19 protein-coding genes, 1 tRNA gene and 1 pseudogene are annotated in these 21736 nt (G+C 68.0%); 7 read left to right on the forward strand and 14 right to left on the reverse strand.

Annotated elements, in window-relative coordinates:
* Nucleotides 1–5: 5 nt before the first annotated feature.
* On the reverse strand, nucleotides 6–1130 hold the full coding sequence (locus KUM40_RS00135) for a histidine kinase (RefSeq protein ID WP_217161455.1): 1125 nt from the start codon (nucleotides 1128–1130) through the stop codon (nucleotides 6–8).
* A gap of 580 nt (nucleotides 1131–1710) precedes the next feature.
* Between KUM40_RS00135 and KUM40_RS00140 the strand changes: the two genes are divergently transcribed.
* The 6 genes from KUM40_RS00140 (at nucleotide 1711) to KUM40_RS40905 (ending at nucleotide 7966) form a co-directional block, all read left to right on the forward strand.
* Nucleotides 1711–2589, forward strand: coding sequence for an AfsR/SARP family transcriptional regulator (locus KUM40_RS00140; RefSeq protein ID WP_217161457.1), 879 nt, complete (start codon nucleotides 1711–1713; stop codon nucleotides 2587–2589).
* Between the two features lie 671 nt (nucleotides 2590–3260).
* Complete coding sequence (locus KUM40_RS00145) at nucleotides 3261–4523, forward strand: beta-ketoacyl synthase (protein ID WP_254394305.1); 1263 nt, start codon at nucleotides 3261–3263, stop codon at nucleotides 4521–4523.
* Entirely contained in the window at nucleotides 4520–5740 is a 1221-nt protein-coding gene (locus KUM40_RS00150; RefSeq protein WP_217161459.1) for a ketosynthase chain-length factor, read from the forward strand. The genes KUM40_RS00145 and KUM40_RS00150 overlap by 4 nt, the downstream gene beginning before the upstream one ends.
* 35 nt (nucleotides 5741–5775) lie before the next feature.
* Nucleotides 5776–6045, forward strand: a complete 270-nt coding sequence (locus tag KUM40_RS00155) for an acyl carrier protein (protein ID WP_161378583.1) — start codon at nucleotides 5776–5778, stop codon at nucleotides 6043–6045.
* A 113-nt stretch (nucleotides 6046–6158) separates the two neighbouring features.
* The gene (locus KUM40_RS00160) at nucleotides 6159–7778 is read left to right on the forward strand and encodes an acyltransferase domain-containing protein (RefSeq protein ID WP_308401011.1); all 1620 of its coding nucleotides are present in this window, start codon (nucleotides 6159–6161) and stop codon (nucleotides 7776–7778) included.
* A gap of 35 nt (nucleotides 7779–7813) precedes the next feature.
* Entirely contained in the window at nucleotides 7814–7966 is a 153-nt protein-coding gene (locus KUM40_RS40905; protein ID WP_254394307.1) for a DUF6059 family protein, read from the forward strand.
* A gap of 84 nt (nucleotides 7967–8050) precedes the next feature.
* On the opposite strand, the gene KUM40_RS00165 is transcribed toward KUM40_RS40905, so the two are convergent.
* Together KUM40_RS00165 and KUM40_RS00170 are read right to left on the reverse strand one after the other, a co-directional pair.
* Entirely contained in the window at nucleotides 8051–9088 is a 1038-nt protein-coding gene (locus KUM40_RS00165; protein WP_217161461.1) for an alpha-ketoacid dehydrogenase subunit beta, read from the reverse strand.
* A gap of 33 nt (nucleotides 9089–9121) precedes the next feature.
* Complete coding sequence (locus tag KUM40_RS00170; RefSeq protein WP_217161463.1) at nucleotides 9122–10105, reverse strand: thiamine pyrophosphate-dependent dehydrogenase E1 component subunit alpha; 984 nt, start codon at nucleotides 10103–10105, stop codon at nucleotides 9122–9124.
* A 249-nt stretch (nucleotides 10106–10354) separates the two neighbouring features.
* Between KUM40_RS00170 and rfbA the strand changes: the two genes are divergently transcribed.
* Nucleotides 10355–11227, forward strand: a complete 873-nt coding sequence (rfbA, locus tag KUM40_RS00175) for a glucose-1-phosphate thymidylyltransferase RfbA (protein WP_217161580.1) — start codon at nucleotides 10355–10357, stop codon at nucleotides 11225–11227.
* Nucleotides 11228–11280: 53 nt separating this feature from the next.
* On the opposite strand, the gene rfbB is transcribed toward rfbA, so the two are convergent.
* From rfbB to KUM40_RS00225, 11 genes and pseudogenes are all read right to left on the reverse strand, one after another.
* Nucleotides 11281–12276 carry a dTDP-glucose 4,6-dehydratase gene (rfbB, locus tag KUM40_RS00180; RefSeq protein WP_217161465.1) on the reverse strand — a complete coding sequence of 332 codons (996 nt, stop codon included), beginning with the start codon at nucleotides 12274–12276 and terminating at the stop codon, nucleotides 11281–11283.
* 158 nt (nucleotides 12277–12434) lie between these two features.
* Nucleotides 12435–13439, reverse strand: coding sequence for a hydroxymethylbilane synthase (hemC, locus tag KUM40_RS00185; RefSeq protein WP_217161467.1), 1005 nt, complete (start codon nucleotides 13437–13439; stop codon nucleotides 12435–12437).
* Nucleotides 13440–13657: 218 nt separating this feature from the next.
* Nucleotides 13658–14065 carry an SRPBCC family protein gene (locus tag KUM40_RS00190; protein ID WP_217161469.1) on the reverse strand — a complete coding sequence of 136 codons (408 nt, stop codon included), beginning with the start codon at nucleotides 14063–14065 and terminating at the stop codon, nucleotides 13658–13660.
* Nucleotides 14066–14711: 646 nt separating this feature from the next.
* Nucleotides 14712–15512, reverse strand: coding sequence for an AfsR/SARP family transcriptional regulator (locus KUM40_RS00195; protein WP_308401012.1), 801 nt, complete (start codon nucleotides 15510–15512; stop codon nucleotides 14712–14714).
* 1083 nt (nucleotides 15513–16595) lie between these two features.
* Nucleotides 16596–16718, reverse strand: a pseudogene (locus KUM40_RS40910) (IS5/IS1182 family transposase); the annotation flags it as partial.
* Between the two features lie 242 nt (nucleotides 16719–16960).
* Nucleotides 16961–17620, reverse strand: a complete 660-nt coding sequence (locus KUM40_RS00200) for a ScbR family autoregulator-binding transcription factor (protein WP_254394301.1) — start codon at nucleotides 17618–17620, stop codon at nucleotides 16961–16963.
* A gap of 397 nt (nucleotides 17621–18017) precedes the next feature.
* Nucleotides 18018–18866 (reverse strand): SDR family NAD(P)-dependent oxidoreductase, encoded by an 849-nt coding sequence (locus tag KUM40_RS00205; RefSeq protein WP_308401013.1) that lies wholly within the window; start codon nucleotides 18864–18866, stop codon nucleotides 18018–18020.
* Nucleotides 18863–19678 carry an alpha/beta fold hydrolase gene (locus KUM40_RS00210; RefSeq protein WP_189745629.1) on the reverse strand — a complete coding sequence of 272 codons (816 nt, stop codon included), beginning with the start codon at nucleotides 19676–19678 and terminating at the stop codon, nucleotides 18863–18865. The genes KUM40_RS00205 and KUM40_RS00210 overlap by 4 nt, the downstream gene beginning before the upstream one ends.
* The gene (locus KUM40_RS00215) at nucleotides 19675–20952 is read right to left on the reverse strand and encodes an LLM class flavin-dependent oxidoreductase (RefSeq protein ID WP_217161472.1); all 1278 of its coding nucleotides are present in this window, start codon (nucleotides 20950–20952) and stop codon (nucleotides 19675–19677) included. The genes KUM40_RS00210 and KUM40_RS00215 overlap by 4 nt, the downstream gene beginning before the upstream one ends.
* Nucleotides 20953–20995: 43 nt before the next feature.
* Nucleotides 20996–21379, reverse strand: coding sequence for a hypothetical protein (locus KUM40_RS00220; protein ID WP_217161474.1), 384 nt, complete (start codon nucleotides 21377–21379; stop codon nucleotides 20996–20998).
* A 78-nt stretch (nucleotides 21380–21457) separates the two neighbouring features.
* Nucleotides 21458–21543: transfer RNA gene (locus KUM40_RS00225), tRNA-OTHER, on the reverse strand.
* Between the last annotated feature and the right edge of the window lie 193 nt (nucleotides 21544–21736).

Consider the following 21736-nt stretch of genomic DNA (forward strand, 5'->3'; position numbering starts at 1 on the left):
CGATCTCAACAAGCCGGTCGGACGGGCTCCAGGGTGACGCTTCGGGGGACCTCGCCCACCAGGTGGAACCAACCGTCATCCGTCACTTCCGCGTCGATGCGGCCTCCGACGACATCGAACCGGCTGGCCAGGTTGTGCAGACCGCTTCCGTCCGGACAGCGCTGTGCGGGTGCGCCCTCGACCACGCCGTCGTTGGCCACCAGGAGCCGGACCTTCCCCTGGTCGCCGACCGCCCGGATCATGACATGGTTGACGTGTGCGTGCCTGAGCGCGTTGGTCACGCCCTCGCGTACCGCGGTGGCCAAAACGGTGTCCACGGCGGGCGGCAGGTTCCCGCACCGGATGTCTACCCGTGCGACGACTCCAAGGGAGTTCAGCACCGACTCCACGGAGGACACCTCGCTCTCCAGGGACATGCCCCGATAGCGCCGGGCCACCAGCCGCACGTCCGACAGGGCCTGGCGGGAGATGTCGAGAACTTCGTCGATCTCCTTGCGCGCCTGGTCCGGCCGGCTGGGCACCAGCCGGTAGATCAGTTCGCTCTTCAACGCGATGGAGGACAGGCTGTAGCCGAGCAGGTCGTGCAGGTCCATGGAGAAGCGGAGCCGCTCGCGCACGACAGCCCTACGGACCACTTCTGCTCGCGAGGCCCATGCCTCCGAGACGAGATGGGTGAGCCGGGCGAGGCCCAGGACGAGGAGCCCGCACAGGCCGACGGCCAGGGCGGACCCGATGGAGGGCAGCAGGGGCGCCCCCTGCACCGCGGCGCGCACGGGTGCGTCGGCGACGACCAATGCGAATGCGGCCCAGGCCCGGATTCCCGTGAGCAATAACAGCGCGGAACCCGCAAGCGGCCCGGTCAAACCGTTCCAGTTCGCTCCACCGAGCGCGGCGCAAGGATACGTCGCCGCCGCAATCAGAAGAAACAGGAAAGCCTTACGGTCGGGATTCCAGTGCCGATAGGGAAGGAAAGGGAGAATCGCTTGAAAGCCGAGCAGAGGTGTCGCGCACAGCACATAGGTGAAAATTTCACCTGCCTCGGCCGCACCCGCCACCATGTCGGCCAGAGCCAGCACACCGCTGCTCAGCACCACAGCGACAATCAATGACCGTGCGATCTTCAGAGCCACGCGTGCGCGATCCGGTCGCTTATCACTGCAGGGCTCACCGCCAAATAAGGCATCCACCTGTCCCCCGTACGCCTGAGATCAATTGCATTGTCAGTATTGCAACAGTCGCCAGCACATCGGACTCATATTAAACAGGAAGCACTTCTGAAACAACCGCGCCTATCCATTTGATCACAGTCAGTTATTTGAACCTGCTCAAAACAAGCCTCCTCGAACGCGGAGCCCGCTCCAGTAGTGCGGTCCGCCGCGGACCCGAGGGCTCGAAGGCGCTCCGGCCGACTTGGGGCAACAGGACGACGACGCCATCGTCGGCGCGGCTGAAACGTGGCTGGTTCCTGCGGTGCGTGGCTACGGGACGGGACGACGCGCAACGGGGGCTGCGGTGCCGGCCGTGGTCCGCGGCGCAGGGCACCTCGTCACGTATGAATTCTCAATGTGACTCCGTGACGGCTGGTAGGGCGGCTTTCACGAAATGCGTATGACATATTCACGATGGCGCTCGTGCGCCCCTCACTGTGCGTCGGATCAGCCGGAGTGCCAGGCTCCACCACTGTCGTAGCAGAGTGCGAGGGGAGCACAGATGGAAATCAAGGTGCTGGGTCCGCTGACTGCTGAGGAGCGCGGGATCTCCGTGGTGCCGAGCGCGGCCAAGCCCAGACAGATCCTCGCCGTGCTCGCCTTCCAGGCAGGACGGGTCGTCACGGTGTCCACGCTGATGGAGGAGATCTGGGGAGAGGCCGTGCCGCGCAGCGCTGCGACCACGCTTCAGACCTACATCCTCCAATTGCGCCGCAAGATCGCCGCGACGCTCCCGGAGCACGCTGAACGGGGCGCCAAGGACGTTTTGGTGACCCGGCACGGCGGCTATTTGCTCGACATGCCTCCCGGGCAGGTCGACGCCCAGGAGTACGAGCAGTGTGCGTCCGCCGGGCGGGCCGCGTTCGACGCGCGCGACGACGCCGCAGCATCCGAGCTGCTCAGTACGGCCCTCGGCATGTGGCGGGGCCCGGCTCTCGTCGACGTACGCGTCGGAAGGGTGCTGGAACTGGAGGTGCTCCGGATCGACCAGGACCGACTGGCCGTGCTCGAGCGCCGCATCGCCGCCGACCTGCGGCTGGCCCGGCACAGCGAACTCGTGCCGGAGCTGACCGTGTTGACGGCCCGGTATCCCATGCACGAGAACTTCTGCGCGCTGCTCATGCTGGCCGCCTACCGTTCCGGCAACGCTTGGCGGGCTCTTCAGGCGTTTCAGCAGCTGCGGACCACTCTGATCGAGGAATTGGGCCTCGAGCCCTCCCCTCGGCTGCAACGGCTGCACCAGTCGGTACTGGCCGGCGACCCGGCACTGGACCTGGAGGCCGGCGACTCCGTCACGGCGGCTGCAGACGTGGCGCGTCGTGGGCGCAGGCCGGCCGGCGGGACGGTGGGGCGACTGCGGACACGAGCACAGTCACGCTGATCATCATCGCCGTCCGTCTCGCCATGACAGCCGGCATGGGCACGCCCCCGATCGGCCGGTCCCTGTGCCTCGGCTTGAGCGGGGACGGCGACGAGTAACGACGCCCGGGGCGCGGCGCTGTTCCGCTTCGTGGTGCAACCGGTCAGGACCGCCGGAATCTGCCGGTCAGGACCGCCGGAATCTGCGGGTCAGGGCCCATGGCCCCACCGAGGCAGGGCTTCGTCTCGCCCCAGCAGGGCGGTGCGTGGACTGCCGGCCGCTGTCCGGCCGGCGAGCGGGCCTACCGGAACAAGGAGCCGCACCCGGCGCGGGGCGCTCACCCGCCCCGGCTGGGCGCCGGCCGCCCACCGCGTGAACACCGCCATCGGCCGTCCGACCGTCACCCGGCTCGCCGCGTGGTCCCGAAGAAGCGTATCGCCGCACTCCATGTCGGCACGAGCGTTCGTCTAGGGAGCCACCGAACGATGAACCGGATCGACGACGGTGGCACGTCACGAGCGCACCACCGACCGATTCAGCGGGCGGGGCGCGAAGTCAGCGATCCTGCGGCGCCTCGCCCGCCGCTCCACCGGAACACCTCGACGAGAGAGGGCTTTCACAGTGACCGGCACAGCTCGGAGCGGCTCACGAATTCCAGGCCGCCGGATTTCCGCGGAAGCGAGGTGACGGCCTTGCGCAGAGTCGCCATCACCGGCCTGGGCTCGGTGGCCCCGGGAGGCATCGGAGTAAAGGAGTACTGGGAGCTCCTCACCGCCGGCCGATCCGCCACGCGCACCATCAGCTTCTTCGACCCCTCGCCCTTCCGCTCGCAGGTCGCGGCCGAGTGCGACTTCGATCCGGCGTCGGCAGGGTTGACGCCGCAGGAGATCCGCCGGCTGGACCGAGCCGCCCAGTTCGCCGTGGTGAGCACCCGCGAGGCACTCGCCGACAGCGGCTTGCACGTCGGCGGCCTCGACCCCGGCAGAATCGGCACGTCGATCGGCAGCGCGGTGGGGTGCACCACGAGCCTGGAGCGTGAATACGTGGTCGTCAGCGACGGCGGGCGCAAGTGGCACGTCGACCACGAGTACGCCGTTCCCGAACTGTACCGGCACTTCGTACCCAACACGATGGCGGCTGAAGTCGCCTGGGTCGCGGGGGCCGAAGGTCCTGCCGCCGTGGTGTCGACGGGCTGCACTTCGGGGCTCGACGCGCTCGGTCACGCGGTGGAGCTGATCCGCGAGGGAAGTGCGGATGTGATGGTCGCCGGGGCCACCGAGGCTCCGATCTCCCCGATCACCTCCGCCTGCTTCGACGCCATCCACGCCACCACCCCGCACAACGACGAACCGGAACGGGCCTGCCGGCCCTTCGACCGGACCCGTGGCGGCCTGGTGTTGGGGGAAGGAGCGGCGATCATGGTGCTTGAGGAGTGGGAGAGTGCCCGAAAGCGCGGGGCACACATCTATGCCGAGATCGCCGGATTCGCCGCCCGGTGCAACGCATACCACATGACGGGGCTCAAGCCGGACGGGCGCGAAATGGCCGAGGCCATCGATGCCGCCCTGCACGAGGCCCGCCTCTCACCGCAGTCCATCGGCTACATCAACGCCCACGGCTCCGGCACGAAGATGAACGACCGCCATGAAACGGGCGCGTTCAAGCGCAGTCTGGGTGCCCACGCCCACGACGTGCCGATCAGCTCGGTCAAATCGATGATCGGGCACTCGCTCGGGGCGATCGGCTCCCTGGAGATCGTCGCCTGCGCGCTGGCCATCGAGCACGGTGTGCTGCCGCCAACCGCCAACCTGCACACGCCCGATCCCGAACTCGACCTCGACTACATCCCGTTGACCGCACGCGAGCAGCAGGCAGACGTGGTGCTCAGCGTGGGCAGCGGTTTCGGCGGCTTCCAGAGCGCCATGCTGCTCACCCGCCCGGGAGCCCGGTCATGACCGCCGCCGTCGTGACCGGCCTCGGTGTCGCCGCGCCGAACGGCCTGGGCACACAGGCGTTCTGGAAGGCCACTCTGGCGGGACAGAGCGCTCTGGCCCCGCTGACCCGTTTCGATCACGCCCCGTACCCGTCCGTGCTCGCCGGTGAGATCAAGGCCTTCGTCGCCGAGGAGCACATATCCAGTCGGCTGATGCCGCAGACGGACCACATGACCCGGCTCGCGCTCGCGGCCGCCGACTGGGCCATCGGCGACGCCGGCACCGACCTGCGGCACCTGCCCGAATACGGCATGGGTGTGGTGACCGCCGCCTCCGGTGGTGCCGTCGAGTTCGGCCAGCGGGAACTGGAGAACCTGTGGAGCAGGGGCAAGGAGTACGTCAGCGCCTACCAGTCCTTCGCCTGGTTCTACGCGGTCAACACCGGCCAGATCTCCATCCGGCACAAGATGCGCGGCCCCAGCGGAGTCCTGCTCACCGAACAGGCGGGCGGCATCGACGCCATCGGTCACGCCCGGCGGCACATCCGCAAGGGCACACCCCTCGTGCTGTCCGGCGGTGTGGACTCAGCGCTGTGCCCCTGGGGCTGGGTGCCTCAACTCACCACCGCCCGGATGAGCACCGTGGCCGACCCGGACCGTGCCTACCTGCCCTTCTCCGCGGACGCCTCCGGGTACGTCGTCGGTGAGGGAGGTGCCGTCGTCGTCCTGGAGGATGCGGCCTCGGCCCGGGAGCGCGGTGCTCCACACATCTACGGCGAGGTCGCCGGCTACGCGGCGACCCTCGACCCGGCGCCCGCCGCAGGCCGGCCGCCCGGCCTGCGGCGGGCGGCCGAGAACGCCATCGCCGACGCGGGCCTGACCTCGCAGGACATCGACGTGGTCTTCGCCGATGCGGCCGGCGTGCCCGAACTGGACCAGGCCGAGGCGGCAGCCATCACGGGGCTGTTCGGACGGCGCGCGGTGCCGGTGACCGCACCCAAGACCATGACCGGCCGGCTGCTCGCCGGAGGCGCGGCTCTCGATGTGGCCACGGCGTTGCTCGCACTGCGTGAGGGAGTGATTCCTCCGACGGTCAACGTGCGGACTCCCGCGCCCGCGTACGGACTCGATCTGGTCGTCGATCAGCCCCGTGACAGCAGCCTGCGCTCGGCTCTGGTCCTGGCCCGCGGATTCGGGGGTTTCAACGCGGCCCTCGTACTGCGCCGTTGCGACCACTGACCTGATGGCCCCACACCCAACGAGAGGACCCTGGTATGTCCGCCAGCACGGTAACCCTGACCGACCTCACCCGGATGCTGCGTGAGAGCGCGGGCGAGGAAGAAGGCGTCGACCTGGACGGAGACGTCCTGGATGTCTCCTTCGACGAGCTCGGCTACGACTCCCTGGCCATGCTCCAGGTCATCGGCCAGGTTCAGCGCGAATACGGCATCCGGCTGCCGGACGAGACGGTCGCTGACGCGGACACCCCTCGTGCCCTGCTGGCATTGATCAACACCAGCGGGCAGGTGCCGCAGACCCGCTGAAGCACCGTCGACGGTCCCTGCGACGACAGGAGGCACAGTTGCTCCGCACAGCCCTGAGGGTTGTCACCCGAGATCTGGCACTTCCCGAGCAAACCTCGGCGGGGCAACCGCCGGTGGGCGGGCAAGGCGTCGACGCCGCGCTCGAGGCCTTCGGCCTCACCGGCTCCTCGACGCGCACGCGGACCGTCGTCTTCCTGGTGACCGGCGATTTCCCACAGCCGGTTCACTCCGGCTTCGAAAATGTCGCCGTGCGCACGGCGGAGTCGACGGTGCTGGCTCTGGTGCTGGCGCATGCCGCACTCAACGGCGGCGGCAAGGACGTCGCCCTGGTGCTCGCCGCTCCCGATGGGCCCGGCCCCGTCCGGGCCCATCGAGTGACCCTGCGCGCGGTGGCGCGGGGGGACCGCCCGGCGCCCGGTACCGGCCCGTCGCACGGGCCGGTGGCCGACAGCGCTCGGTTGCTGCTCTGGTCCGGCCGCCGTGTCGGCGACGAGACACGGACCCGTGCCCGACTGCGCTCGGTGGTCGATCGGATGACGGACGACATGTTCCGCGCCCTGCCCGCAGTGGTGCCCTGCGGGCAGGGCGCGGGTCTCGTTCGGGCGGCCGCCGTGTGCAGCTTGGAGGATCCCGCCGCCGCGCTGGACACGGCACGGGCGGTCACGGCCGGCACCCCCCGCCCGGTGGCCCTGCTCTTTCCGGGCCAGGGCTCACAGCACACCGCGATGGCCTGCGGGCTCTATCGGCACGAGCCGGTGTTCACCGAGGCCGTCGACACGGTGCTGGAGCTCATGGGCGACGAGGGCGCGGCCATTCGCGCCGACTGGCTCACCCCGAACGGACCGCTCATCGACATCGATGACGTCCGGCGCGCGCAGCCGCTGCTGTTCGCCGTGGACTACGCCCTCGGCAAGTTGGTCATGAGCTGGGGGATCCGTCCGACGGCACTCCTGGGGCACAGTGCCGGCGAACTGGTGGCGGCCACGTTCGCCGGTGTCGTGTCGCTCGAGGACGCTGTCACGATGATGCGGGAGCGCGTCCGGCACGCGCTGTCCGTCCCGGCCGGCGGAATGCTCGCGGTCGCGGCGTCCGAGACCCACCTGCGCTCCTATCTGGTGGACGAGGTGGCCATCGCCGCGGTCAACGCCACCCTGCAGACCATGCTGGCCGGCCCCGCTGCCCAGCTGTCCGCCGTGGAGAAGCGGCTGCGTGCCGACGGACACACCGTCGTGGCGGTACCGGCGACCAGCCCCTTCCACTCTCCTGCCATGGCCCCGGCCGCCGACGCCGTCGAGCGGGAGTACACCCGGATCGGGCTGCGGTCCCCGCGCCTTGCGCTCTACTCCGGTTACACCGGGGAGCTGATGAGCGACCGGGACGCGCTGAGCCCCCGGTTCTGGGCTCGCCAGATCACGGACACGGTGTACTTCAGGCCGGCCCTCGACCAGTTGCTCGCCGCGGAGGACATGCTGCTCGTCGAGGCCGGACCGCGCCAGACGCTGACCGCGTTCGCACGCCGGCACCCGGCAGTGCGCAGCGGGGCGAGCGCGGTGGTGCCGATGCTTCCGGCCCGTTCCGGAAGTCCGGCAGCGGACCGGCTCGCTCTGCTCGGCACGGTGGCCCGGCTGTGGACCGAGGGCCATGATCTCGACGCCGCCGCACTCAGCCGCCTCTGGTACGACGGTGAAGACCGTGCCGCCCTCCTGTCACCCCTCGAGCCGGGACACCGATGATGCTCACCCGAGTTCTGCGCGCCCTCGAACGGGCGATGATCGCCGCGGGAAGCATCTGGGTGTACGTCCCGCCCCTCCCCCCTCTCGAGGGGCCCGGTCCGGGACATCCCGAGAGTGTCGCCCGAGGGGGTCCGCTCAGCGCGGCCGAGCGCGACCTCGAGCGTGCTCTGCTCGGCGAATGCGAGTGACGGTACGTCACGCGGCCGGCCCGATGTCCAGATTGGGCCGGCCGCGGACAGTGTGCGCAGTGGTACCGAGGCAGCATGCGGTGTTCAGTACGGTCCTTGGAATCCCGCGGCGACATCGGCCAGCGCGGGCAGGTCTCCCGGTGCTTGCCCGCACAGTTGCAGGCAAGCCTCCACTATGCCGCCGGCACCGGGGTGAAACGCCTCCTCCAGCGGCCAGGACACCGGCGCAGGGCAGTCCGGAAGTGCCAGCCGCCGTATCGGCGCCGTGAGGGCGTGCGGTATGTGCTCGGCCACCACGGCCGCCACTTCCGCGGTGAATCCGTACTGTGCCCAGCTGGTGTCGGCCACGACCAGCCGCCCCGTCCTGGCCACGGACTCACAGATGATCCGATCGTCCAGCGGCCGCAGGCTGCGTACGTCGACCACTTCCACACTGATGCCTCGTTCGGCCAGTTGAACGGCCGCCCGTTCCGCCTCGTGGACCATGAGGGAGGTGGCGACCACGGTCACGTCGCCGCCGCGGCGCGCGATCCGGCCGACGCCGAAGGGGATGCCGGTGGCCCCGGCCGGCACCTCTCCGGTCAGCGGGTACAGGTTGCGGTTCTCCACGAGGACGACGGGTGTGTCACCGGTCAGCGCCTGGACCAGCAGCCCCTTGGCATCGGCGGGCGACGCGGGGGCCGCCACGTACAGCCCCGCGTAGTGGGCGAAGGTCGCGTGCGGGCTCTGCGAGTGTGTCGCTCCTTGTCCCCAGCCGCGTCCGACCACGCCTCGCGTGACGACGGGCACTCCGCCCTTGTCCCCGCCGTACATGTAGCGCCACTTGGCGGCCAGGTTCACCAGCGGGTCCAGTGCCAGGAACATGAAGTCGGCCCGCGTGTGCACCAGCAGTGGCCGCAGGCCGCAGGCCGCCGCGCCTACCGCGAACCCCGCCGTGGCGTTCTCGGAATTGGGCACATCGATCACACGGTTCGCGCCGAACCGTGCGAACGCCTCCTTCGTGGTGCCGAAGGTGCCCTTGATGTCGTCAACCCCCTCCCCCGCGATAAAGATGCTCTCGTCCGCCTCCATGCACTGCATGGTGGCCTCGCTGATCGCCTGCCAATAGGTGAGAGTTCGCACGAGTGCTGGTCCTCTTCGTCGGGTGCACCGGTGTCAGCGGGGCACAGGCTGGTAGGCACCGTCTAGCAGAGCATCGACATCGGGGAAGGGCTGCTCCTTGGCGTAGGCGACGGCCCGCTGGATCTCGTCGCCGTACTGCGCCGACCACTCGGCCACGGTCCGGTCGATGTCGGGATGCTGCTCACGCAGGATTTCGGTGGCCCGCACGATGGGGCAGCGGGCCATCCACGCCTCCGTCTCCTGCACCGGCCGGTACCCGTGGTCCTGACCGTGGTCGAAGCCGGGCCCCACATGTTCCCGCCACCGATAGGTCGCGAGTTCCAGCAGGTACGGCCCGTTGCCTTCCCGGCAGTGCCGCAGCGCTCGTTGCGCCGCCTGGTACACGGCGAAGACGTCGTTGCCGTCGACCCTCGCGGCCGTGACCCCGGCGGCCTCGGCGCGATCCTGGATGGTCGAGCCCGCGGGCTGCCGGGCGCCGATCGGGGAGGAGATGGAGTACAGGTTGTTCTCACAGACGAAGACCACCGGGGCCCGGTGTACCGACGCCAGGTTGAGTGACTCGGCGAACACACCCTCTTCCGTCGCACCGTCGCCGAAGAAGGTGGCCACGGCCCTCGGCCGGCCGCTGCGTGCGAAAGCCCAGGCAGCTCCCACCGCCACCGGGATCATCTCGCCGAGGATGGCCGCCGACCCCCCGAAGCCAACCGCCCGGTCGACCAGGTGGATCGAACCGCCCCGGCCGTGTGCGCAGCCGGCCTGCTTGCCGTACAACTCGGCGACCATGGCCTTGAGATCGCCTCCCTTGGCCAGGTAGGGGGCGTGCGAGCGGTGCGCGGTGAAAACCAGGTCCTGGCTGGTCGTGGCAGCGCAGACGCCTACGGCGGTCGCCTCTTGGCCGATCGAGAAATGCGTGGGTGTACGCATCTGCTGCTCGTCACGGTAGTAGTCGGCGAGCGTTTCCTCCACTACGCGAATGCGCACCATGTCGCGGAGCAACTGGGCACGGTCGGACGTCATGTTGGAGCCTCCTCGCAGACAGTTTCAGGGCGTCGGGCCTCGGTCGGCCTGCTCCTCCTCGCGAACGGTGCCGGGCTGTCGGACGGCGCCCCTCTCGAAGCCCTTATCGTCGGAGCACCCCCTAGAGGACTGGTGAAGCCGGGCTGGACGCCCGAAGTCGAGTCCTGTTCCAGAGCCAAGCGAGCCCGGTGCGGTGCTGTGGCCTCCGCGGGACACCAACCCAACGCGATTTTGAAGGGCCACGTGCGTATGAAGGGCATCATTCTCGCCGGCGGGGCCGGCACCCGTCTGCACCCGATCACGATCGGTACTTCGAAACAGCTTCTCCCGGTGGGCGACAAGCCGATGATCTACTACCCGCTCTCGGTACTCATGCTGGCGGGCATTCGGGACATCCTCATCATCACCAACCCCACCGACACACCGAGGTTCCGGGCGCTTTTGGGCGATGGGTCCCAGCTCGGGCTCAGCATCACCTACGCGGAACAGCACTCCCCACGCGGCATCGCCGACGCGATCCTCATCGGTGCCGAACATATCGGGGACGGTTCGGTTGCGTTGATTCTCGGCGACAACATCTTTCACGGCAACAATTTCTCGGCGACGCTCACGGAGAACGCCAGGGACGTCCGGGGGTGTGTGCTGTTCGGCTACCCGGTCAACGACCCCACGCGGTACGGCGTAGGCGAGAGCGACGCCAACGGCGATCTCGTCTCCATCGAGGAGAAGCCCCGGCACCCCCGCTCCAACCGCGCGATCACGGGCCTGTATCTGTACGACAACGACGTGGTCGACATCTCGAAGAACCTCAGGCCCTCACCGCGCGGCGAGCTGGAGATCACCGATGTGAACCGCGTCTATCTGGAGCGGGGCCGGGCTCGGCTCGTGAACCTGGGCCGAGGATTCGCCTGGCTGGATACCGGGACGCCCAAGTCGCTGCTCCAGGCGGGTCAGTACGTGGGCGCGCTGGAGGAGCGCCAGGGGGTGCGGATCGCCTGCATCGAGGAGATCGCGTTGCGCATGGGCTTCATCGACGCCGATGCCTGTCACCGGTTGGGCTCCCGGATGGCCGCCTCCGACTACGGTAGTTACATCATGGCCATCGCCTCCGAACTGGGGTGAGTTGACGGCCGTCGGGCCCGTGCCGCCTCGTGGGCGGGCCCGTTACGCGCCGGTCATCCGACGGGCGTTTCGAACGTGGCGGCTCGCCGGGCCAGGGGCTCCCACCAGGCCCGGTTCTCGCTGTACCAGCGGACGGTGTCGGCCAGCCCGTGTGCGAACGAGATCCGAGGTTCGAAGCCGAGCTCCTCGCGGATGCGCGAGGTGTTCAGCGAGTACCGCCGGTCATGTCCCGGGCGGTCCCGGACGTGTTCCACACGGCCCCAGTCCATACCGAGCTCGGCGAGCACCCTTGCGGTCAGCTCACGGTTGGTCAACTCGGTGCCGCCGCCGACGTTGTACGTCCTCCCCGCCCGGCCCGACTCCAGTACGAGGTGGATCGCACGGCAGTGGTCGTCGGCATGCAGCCATTCGCGCACGTGTCGGCCGTCGCCGTACAGCGGCACCTTCCCGCCGTCGAGCAGCCGTGTGACGAACAGCGGGATGATCTTTTCGGGGAACTGATAGGGGCCGTAGTTGTTGCTGCACCGGGTGACGGTGGTCCACAGGCCGTACGTACGGTGGAAGGCGCGGACCACCAGATCGGATGCGGCCTTTGACGCCCCGTAGGGCGAATTGGGCTCCAGCGGGGACGACTCGGTCCACGAGCCCTCCTCCACGGACCCGTAGACCTCGTCGGTCGAGACGTGCACGAAGCGCTCCACACCGGTGTGCCGACAGCATTCGAGGAGGGTGTGGGTGCCGACCACATTGGTCGTGATGAAGGGCGCGGAACCGGCGATCGACCGGTCCACGTGCGATTCGGCGGCGAAGTGCACGATCGCGTCGTGTCCCGGCAGGACGTCCATGAGCAGGTCACGGTCGCAGATGTCACCCCGTACGAAGGTCAGCCGCGGGTGCCCGTACGGAAGACTGGTGAGGGTGCCCGAGTAGGTGAGCTTGTCCAGCACAGTGAGCCGGGTTTCCTCGTGCCCGGGGTAGGCACCCGCGAGGAGACCGCGTACGTAGTGGGAGCCGATGAAACCGGCGCCTCCGGTGATCAGGAGCTTCACGGCAGCCGTCCTTCCGACTCGGGCTGCTCGGCACGCCGCGTGCCGTCTCGTTCCAAGGTCATCTGCCGCTCCTTCAGTCGCCGTGTGGGTACCGCCGAGAATGGCAGCCGCCCAGTCGCACGGCCATCGACATTCACTCGAACCGTGAGAGGCGCTTGTCAGGCACGGCCGACGCCGTCCGGGTGCGATGCGGCCCCGGGGCCGCCCGGCCGGCTTAGATGCGCACTGTGCGCGGATGCACCCCGAATTCCGTCAAGGATGCGACGTGCGCCCCGGTCGATGAGTTCCGCCGCCAGGGCGGCACCGAGCTTCTCCGACTCGCCGACGATTCCGGTCAGTCGGCCCGAGACCCGCTGAGTGCCGTCGAGTGACGTGACCTGCGCGAAGAGCGACAGGGTCCCGTCCGGCCCCGTCCTCGCGTACGCGCCCACGGGCACGCTGCAACCGCCGTGCAGCTCGGCCAGCAGGGCTCTCTCGGCCCGCACCTGAGCGTCGACGACTATGTCGCTCACACTGGAAAGTATCTCCTGGATTTCCACGCTGCTCTGCCGGATCTGAATGCCGAGGGCACCTTGACCGGGAGAGGGCGGGAACAGGTCGAGGGGCAGCATTTCACCGATGGCGTCGTCGAGGCCCAAGCGGTGCAGCCCCGCGGCTGCCAGGACCACCGCGTCGAGGCCCTCGGTCTCGATCTTCTTCAGACGGGGCGGAACATTCCCCCGGATCGGAATCACTTCCAAATCCGGGCGTACGGCGAGGAGTTGAGCAATTCGCCGGGGGGAGCCCGTGCCGACCCGTGCGCCTTTCCGCAGGCCGGACAGGGTGGACCCGCACAGTGCATCCCGCGCGTCCGCACGGCCGGGCGGCGGCAGCCGCATCAGACCGGGCGGGTCCGCAGTCGGCAGGTCCTTCAGGGAATGGATGACCACATCCACGTCGCCCCTGGCCAGCGCCGCCTCCTGCTCCGAACTGAAGGCGCTGCCGCCACTGATCGCAGACACATCGGAGAGCCGGGACTTCCGATCCCTGTCGCCGCCCTCGAGAATGACTCTGTGTGTGAACGCGACATCCGGAAACCGCCGGCTGATCGGCGCGAGATATTCCCGGACTTGGGCCTTGGCCAGATTACTTGCTCGCGAACCGACCAGGTACGTTGGATGCATGACTTCTGTTGTACCGGGACGAACTCGACCGGTGGTCGACTCGCCTCTGTGCAGCATTCACTCCGCGGCCGGCCACTGAGCCTTCTCGGCGCCGGCGCTCCGGGGGCGGGGACGGCGGCGGCACCCTCACGGGTGACGACGGGCATGGTGTCCCAACCGCCGTCGGGGTACTGTCCCCGACGGCGGTTGGGGGCGACGGCCGTGCGCCCACGGTTCGCTCAGCCGTGGGTGGACAACGTCTCGCGGATGACGGCCAGTCCGCCGTCCATGGCCTCCGCGACCGACTTGGCGAGTTCGTCCGGCAGCACGTCGTGGATCCATACCAGCCGTGTCCGTGTATCGCTCTCGGCGACGACCTGGAAGGAAGCGTTGTCATGTACGGGCCGCACAGTGCCTCCGATGACCGCCCAGACGATCCGGCGTGCCGCGTGGTCGAGAGCAATGAGCCGCTCACGGGCCACGACGCCGTCGGCGAAAGTCACCACCCGGACGTCGGCGGCAGCGAGCCGTGTCGCGACGACATAGCCCGGCGCTATGCGCGGCGGCCCCTCGGCGAAGTCGCCGATCACCGCCCACACATCATCGGCACTGGCCTCGATCACGGCCTCTTTGACGATCGAGGCCATGACTACGCGGCTCCGGTGCGGAATCGGTCTCGGCCGGCGCACGGCGGGTGGGCGGGCAGCCCGGGGCCTCCGTTTTCCGCACCGCAACGGGCAACGCGTAGAGCCGCCACGAGCAGCCACCTCTCTCGCCGTCCACCGGCGCCGGGTCAAAGTGGTGCACCACAACAGGGCACCGGAGAGCCGGACCGTCCGACTCTCGTACCGGCTGCTCAACGCGCTGCCGCGCGCGACGACACTCGACAGCAGATCACTGCCACCTTTCGGAGTAATTCCAGTACGGGACGTGCGACGCCAGGACATCAGGCGGGGTGCCAGCCGCCCGGCAGGACGAGGATCTGTCGGGTGTGCCACGCCGGAACGACGCCGTGGGCTCGTGCCGCGGTCAGGTCGTGGAGGAGTCGGCGGGGTCGAGGGCGGCGTCGACGATGACGAAGGAACGTGCTCGCAGGGGACGTCGAGTATGGATGGATATGGAACCGGCAGAGTCCCTCGGCCGCCGGGTTGATGAGGGAGATCACCACGCAGACGACCACCAGGGCCCCCGTCCTGCCTCCCCGCCCACCGGGCCGTTTCACCCTCTCAGCGCAGGATGAGAGAGGTTCGGCGACTTTGTCGGGTCGACAGGCTCTCAGATGCGCACGCCGGCCTACCCGACAAGGGCGGGTTCACCCAGCAGCGCCGGGTCGTGTTCCAGGATCGCGCTTTCACACCACCTCAGCGTGGGTGACGGGTCGACGCCGAGATCTTCATTGAGGCGATGCCGGAACTGCCGGTACGTGTTCAGCGCGTCGATATGACGGCCGGAACGGTACAGGGCCAGCATGAGGAGCCGGCAGAACTGCTCCTGGACGGGATTCAAGGCGAGCGTCTCGGTCAGCTCCGGAATGATACGGGCATGCCTGCCGCACTTGAGTTCGATTCCGTAGAGCAGTTCTAATGCGGATAACCTGGCCTCCTCGTACTTGGACGCTGCAGTTTGACATAGGGGCCCTCCGACGACTCCGCCGAAGGCTGGTCCCCGCCATAGCGTGATGGCGCGGCGCAGGTCGTTGGCGCAGCGGCGGGGGTCGCCCCCGACGCCGGTACGGATGGCCTCGATGCTGTCGAGGAAGACCTGGGCGTCGAGCTCACCCGACCTCAGCCTGAACTGGTAGCCGGATACGGTGGCGGTGATACGTGGCACCGAATCCGGCTCCAAGTGCGCCAGCATGCGCCGAAGCCGGCTGATCTGAGCCTGGAGTGCGTTGTTCATCTTTTCCGGAGGAGTAGTCCCCCACAATTCCTCCGCCAGGGATTCCACTGTGACCACTTGGCCTGCAGTAGCCATGAACGACGCGAACAGGAGTTGCTGTATGGCCCCCTTGGGGCGCATTATTCGATTACTTCCTCTGATCTCTGACGGGCCGAGTGTGAAGAAATACATACTTCCTCCGTAGATCGTCTGCACCAGCAGGATTCAACGCATTTCGCGCAGGCGGCACGACATCTTTCGCACATCAGATGGAAGGTCGATCGGCCGCCTTTCGCGGTGCGCGGTATCTATTCGGTCAGTCTTGGCCGGGCGCGACCGGAGACACGAATCGGGGATACCCGCCCCGGTATCTCGAAGTCGGCGCTGTACGCGGCAGACCGAGGCTCGGTGGGGAGATCGTGCGGGTGTTCGGCACTGGGCAGGAAGGGAGGGCAGCGCTCCGCCGATCGAGTCCCGGCGTCTGCGTGCGGTCTCGCGCAGACTTCACCCGTCTGTCAAGGGGCGAATCAGCCTCAGGTCTGTCGCAGCGGATCGAGAACAGTGCGGACCATGCGCGTCCGGTGCGATAGAAGGATCTACCACCGGTCCCCGTGCCAACCACTTCGCGCATGCTTCCCCTGTCCCTCTAATAGCCAATTGCCTGGCCGTGCGGCGCGCAGGTGGTCCGCCTAGCCCCACACCTCAAAGTTCGCTCCCTGCACAAAGAAAACCACTCTATCGGTTTCCTGTACAGAGGGAAACGAACCTCTGAGCGAGAGCTCTACCACCCGCCCCCTGCATCGCCGGCGCATTGTTCATAAGACATTGCAGGTGGCGCGGCAGGTTCCGATGAACGGCGAGCCTTCGGGCCGCATTCGCGGCGCGAGAACTCACACGCCGAGCCCATGAGCGGACCTATGGGGTCCGGCGGAAGACCGGGACGGCGTCCGGCCGGGCGGCGCAGACGGCCTGGGGCGGCACGGCGTCGGGCACGGCACCGTCTTCCGGCGGTTCGCTTCTGTCGGCCCCCTCTCGCACAGCTGCGCCTGTCGGCACGCTCAACGGGCTCGTGCACGGTGGGCACGGAGGAGTCGCGGCCGCACGTCGGCCCTGACGACAGTGCGGCCCCGCTCGGCGGGCAGGGGCCGTGCCCCACCGCCGGCCCGGGTGGCGGTGGAGCGGTCGGTGGCGAACCGGCAGGCCGGCCCCACGGCCTGTTTCCGCGGTCGGGCGGCGAGCCGCGCCAGGTGATGCTCTGCCACTTCCGCGGGCCGATCGGCTCAATTGCGTGAGGCGGGGTTTCCAGCCCTTCATGCGGGCGAAGTGCTCGACGCGGGCGCACACGTGCTTATCGGAACGATTGTGTTCCTCCTTTCCGGCTGGCAGCTTCTCGCCCCTGGTACGGCGGTGCGCGATGCCGAGACGGGCGTCGGCGTCGACGACCTGGTGGGCGGCGGAGTAGCGGCAGTCCTGGGACCGAGATGGTTGACGGACCCCCGGCCGCCGAATTCGAGAAGTCGAACAGCGGGGCGAGCCGGCGCCGTGCCAGGTTTGCGCGCGCCCCTACGCCGCGGCCGACAGCGCCCGCTCCCGTAGCGGCGAACTCCCCGGCCCGTCCGCGACTGCCGGCAACGCGGCGACGGCCTCCGTCACGCCGGCGTGCGTCAGCTCTGCGCCGCCGCGGCCTTCACCTGCCCGCCCGCGGTGTCAAAATCGACCACCGCCATTCCCGAGGTGAGGCGGGGAAGTATCAGGTCCCAAAAGCGCGTCGTCGCGTGCCGGGAGCACCAGGCCCCATCGGTATTTCCTTCCGCGCGCCCGAGTACTTCGAAGCCGACAATCGCCGCTGTAATCGCCGAGGCCGCATCCTCCAGCACCACGTCCGACGCCAGGCACCCCTGCTCCCTGGAGCGGCGCAGAACGGACTCGACCCAGTTGCACCATTCCTGCCGCAGGTCGATCCTCCCGTCCCATGTCGCGTCGCTGCCGAGTCGAAATCCGGCGCGGAGTACGGAATCTTCTGCGACTCGTTGCGCCAAGCGGTGCGAGGTGTCTACAAGAAGCTGCAAAGGAGCGGGGTGATCGCACAGCTGACCGCGCTCTATAATGTCGTGAAGCAGCTGAAATGCAACCCGTTCGACCTCCTCCCCCAGCACTCTCTTGTTCTTGAAGTGAAAATGTAATGCCCCATAGCTGACGCTCGCCCGGGAGCTGATCTCCATGAGTGATGAAAGGGCAAACCCCCTGAGGTTGAATACATCAGCAGCAGAGCTGATCAGATCCCGTCTCGTCCGTACAGCGCGTTCTTGCTGGGTCATCGGCATGCTCCGGGGATGATGGACTGCTGGTTGGTGGAGACAATTTACCCGCACGTTGCGATCAGAGCTATCGGACATATCAGGCCCACTGAAGCCAGTCAAGATGTGTTTTAAGAAAGGGCAGCGCATTCGAGACAGGCAAGCTGCAGAGCCCTGGCCAGTTGAATTCTGCACTCTGCGGAATCTCATCGCACATGCCCGCAGTTCACGCGGGGTTGCGAGGGCTGCTCACAGCCGCCGAGGAGCCTCAGCTTCGGCCGGAATATACCTTCAGGACATCGAACTGATGTCGGCATGTGTCAGGATATGCAGGAGCACCTCCGGGGCGCGCCGGGGAATCTGCCGCCCCGGCGCGCCCCGAAGGTGCGCTGTATTGCTGTGGAGAATGTTGAGTGAGAGCGCCTCAGCCCTGGATTCCCGGGACCTTCTGAGACTGAGACTGGCTACCGGGCGCCTCCAGAACGGCGGCACCGCCGTAGAAGGCGCTCACCCCGCCGTCGATGACGACGGACGAACCGGTCATGAACCGGGAGGCGTCACTCGCCAGATAGACGGCCAGTCCGACGAGTTCGTCGGGGGTGCCGAACCTCCCTGCCGGCACGATCTGGAGCAGGGCCTCGGCCGTCCGCGGGTCCGTGGCGATTCCATCGGTGAGGTCGGTGTGCACCCAGCCGGCCGAGATCGCATTGACCCGGACCCCGGTCACGGCCCACTCTGCGGCGAGCGAATGGGTAAGGGCGATCACCGCGGCTTTTGACACCGCGTAGGGCGAGTAGTGGGGAAGACCGGCCTCCCCTGTGATCGAAGCGATGTTGATGATGGATCCGCGCCCGCGTTCGGTCATGTCCCGGCCGACGGCGCGGCAGACGTGCAGAGCGGATTCGAAGTTGAGCCGCATCTCTCGCTGCCATTGCGCGACTTCCAGGTCGTGGAAGGAACCGGCGCAGGTAAACCCGCCGGCGTTGTTCACGACGATGTCCAGGGGCCCCATCTCGGCCACTGTCTGCTGCACACAGGCCCGGATCTGGTCCGGGTCCTCGACGTCGCACACCAGACTGATCGCGCGTCGCCCCAGCTTCTCGACCTCGGCTCTCACCTCCTCCAGCCTCTCGGCTCCCCGGGCCAGGAGGGCGACGTCGGCACCTGCCTCGGCGTAACCGAGTGCGATGGCCCGCCCGATGCCACGGGAGGCGCCGGTCACCAGGGCAGTCTTCCCCGAGAGGCTGAACAGAGAGTTCCCGCCGTGGCTCACTTCAGGAACTCCTCGATCCGAGTCAGCGCCTGTTTGAACTGCTCCACCTGCGGCAGGTGCCCGCTGTCGTCGATGAGGGCCACGGCACTGTCGCGGATGAGGCCCGCGAACTCGTCGGCGTAGGCGGCCGGAGCAAGGCGGTCCTCGCGTCCCCACACGATCAGCGTCCGCGCGGCCACGCGGTGCAGCCGTGCCCGCAGCCCGCGGTCGGGAATCGGCCACAGATACTTACCGGTGCTGCCGAGCGACCAGACCATGCCCGCGGCTGCCTCCACGGCCGCCTCGGGATCCTCCGGGAACGCCAGGGCCGCCTGGGCGACATCGCCGGACGGGTCGTGGAAGAGCAGACCGGGCAGCTCCGTCTGGGAGGCGGCGGAGAGGGTGGCGACGGGCAGATCGTCGCGCCACAGCCCCAGGGGCGATATCAGCACCAGCTTTCCGGGGAGCGCGGGGAAGTGCGCCGCGAGCTCCGCGGCGAGCATGCCGCCGAAATCGTGGCCCACGACGACCGGTTGGCTCAGGCCCAGGGACCGGCTCGCCTCCTCGAAGACGAGGACCATGTCGGACAGGTCGTCGATGACGTGCGCGGCGTCGGGCTCACCCGCGCTCGTGCCGGGGAACTCGGGGGCGTAGACCGTGTACTGCTCGGCCAGGCGGGACAGGAAGGGGTCCCAGGCCAGCCCGGTGGACCCGTGGAGGTACAGCAGCGGAGCGCCCTGGCCCGCCACCTTCACCCTCAGTCGCAGCCGTCCGTTCCAGACGTCCACTGTCTCCTCGCGGGGCGAGGGCTGTGCGCGTTCGGTGGTGGTCATGAGGCCTGCGTCCTCCCTGCCGCGGACGGCGCGTGCTCCTGGGCCGCTGGAAGTGGCACGCCTCCCAGCCGCTTGGGCCACCAGTGATGGGCAAAGCCCTGGTCCTGCCACAGCGTGCGCAGATGGGGCAGGACCTCGGTGGCGAACAGATGGATGTTCTTCTGCACCAGGTCCTTCGGCATGGACCCGAAGCCAAGCATGGCGTGCAGGTTCCCGATCCCGTACGTCGTGCAGTACTCGAGGAGTTGGTCACGCACTGTGGCGGGACTGCCCGCGATGACGGCTCCGGCGTCGGCGAGTTCCCCGAAGCCGGCGGTGCGCATCGTGCCGTACATGCCGAAGTCCCCGGGGTCTTTCAGCATGGCCTTGACGCCGTGGATGTTGACACCGCCGGGCAGCCCCAGCATCTCTGGCGGGATGGCGCCCAGTCCCTTCCGGTAGGCGTATTCGGCGTGCGCGCCGTATTCCTTTTCGGCCCGCGCATCGGTCTCGCTGACCGCGATCGTCTGGAGAAAACCCATCCGGTAGGGGTTGCGTTCGAGTCCGAGCTGGTCGGCCAGTTCCCAGAACCGCTCGAATATCCGCTTGCCAGTCAGTTTGGCGCCGGTGAACCCGAAGTAGTTGAACCCGAACCCGCGTTCCAGCGTGAGCTGCATCGTGCGGGGGTTCCCGATTCCGGTGATCCATACCGGCGGCTGTTCCTGCAACGGCCTGGGCCAGAGGTTGACCTGCGGGAACTGGCCGTAGCGGCCGTTCCAGGCAAAGGGGTCGCGGTCGCGCCAGGCGCGCAGGATGAGTTCGAGGTTCTCCTCGAAGCGCCCCCGGACCTCAATGGGCGGGATTCCGTTGTTGATACTGGCGTCGTAGCTGAGTCCCACCGGAAAGCCCGCGATGAGCCGGCCCCCGCTGATGACGTCAACCATCGCGTACTCTTCGGCGACCCGCACGGGTTCACGTGTCTTGCCGAGCGACCGCCCCATGGGGAAGATCGCGGTGCTGAGCCTCTCGGTTTCCGTGGCATAGGCGACAGCACTGGCCACGAGGTTCGGGTTCGGCGACAGGTCGTAGGAACTCTGGCCGTGCTCGGTGAGCGAGATGCCGTCAAACCCCGCCCGGGCACCCGTCATCAACTCGTCGATGTAGTCGACCACCGAGGAGTACACGCCCGCTTCGGTCGTCAGGCTGTAGGGGGTGCTGCACACCGAATCGTGATGCGCTTCGAAGTCCGAAGGCAGAAACCGGTAGGGCGCCTGCTCGAACAGAGTGACCTTCATCTACCCTCCAGGGACCGGATTTGCGGGCGCCGCGAGCTGCGGATCACAGCTGCGTGACGATGAGGAGCGATTCGCCGCCCACGCTCCTCGTCGAGTGCCCCTTGCCGGTCACGTCCTCCACGAGAACGCTTCCCCCCGGGAGGAAACGCCGCGCCTCCCCGTCGCTGACCTGGACCTCCAGCTCGCCCTTCAGGAGCGTCATCACCTGCTTCCGGGGCGCGGGATGGAAGTCCCCGAAGTAGCCGTCGGGGAGGAGCAGGTACACACTCGCCTTGGCCTCCGTGGCCGTCGAGAGGAACATGGAGGGGGCCGGCGGCGCGAAGTTGACCTCGGCGAGGTCCAGCTTTTCCTCGGCGAAGTGCGTCTCCCCCGCCGCATCGGTGTACATACGCGTGACACCGATCGTGCGGGTCTCGGTACCCGACATCACTCTCTCCTTCTGGGAGGGCTGATCTGATTCCACATAGCAATGGTGGGCCGGCATGCCGGCCCACCAGCGCTGCGGCGGAGAGGGCAGGATTCGAACCTGCGAGGGCTAAAGCCCTTCCCTGCCAAGGCAGGGATCCGTTAGGCCGCTACGGCTACCTCTCCCTGCGGATCCGGCGTTTTCACCGCGCTCCGCTGTCTGTTCGAAAACTATGCCAGACCACGCTGACACCGTGCTGATGCTCTACTGATGCAGGTGGCGGGGCGGGCTCGAGACCGTATGTCAGCGCCTTATCAGTCGCGTGTCAATCCACTTTGATTCAATCGATGCCGTACCCACACGTCATAGGTGACCGGG

The organism is Streptomyces sp. AC512_CC834, from assembly GCF_019049325.1.
In the GTDB taxonomy this organism is placed as follows: Bacteria; Actinomycetota; Actinomycetes; order Streptomycetales; family Streptomycetaceae; genus Streptomyces.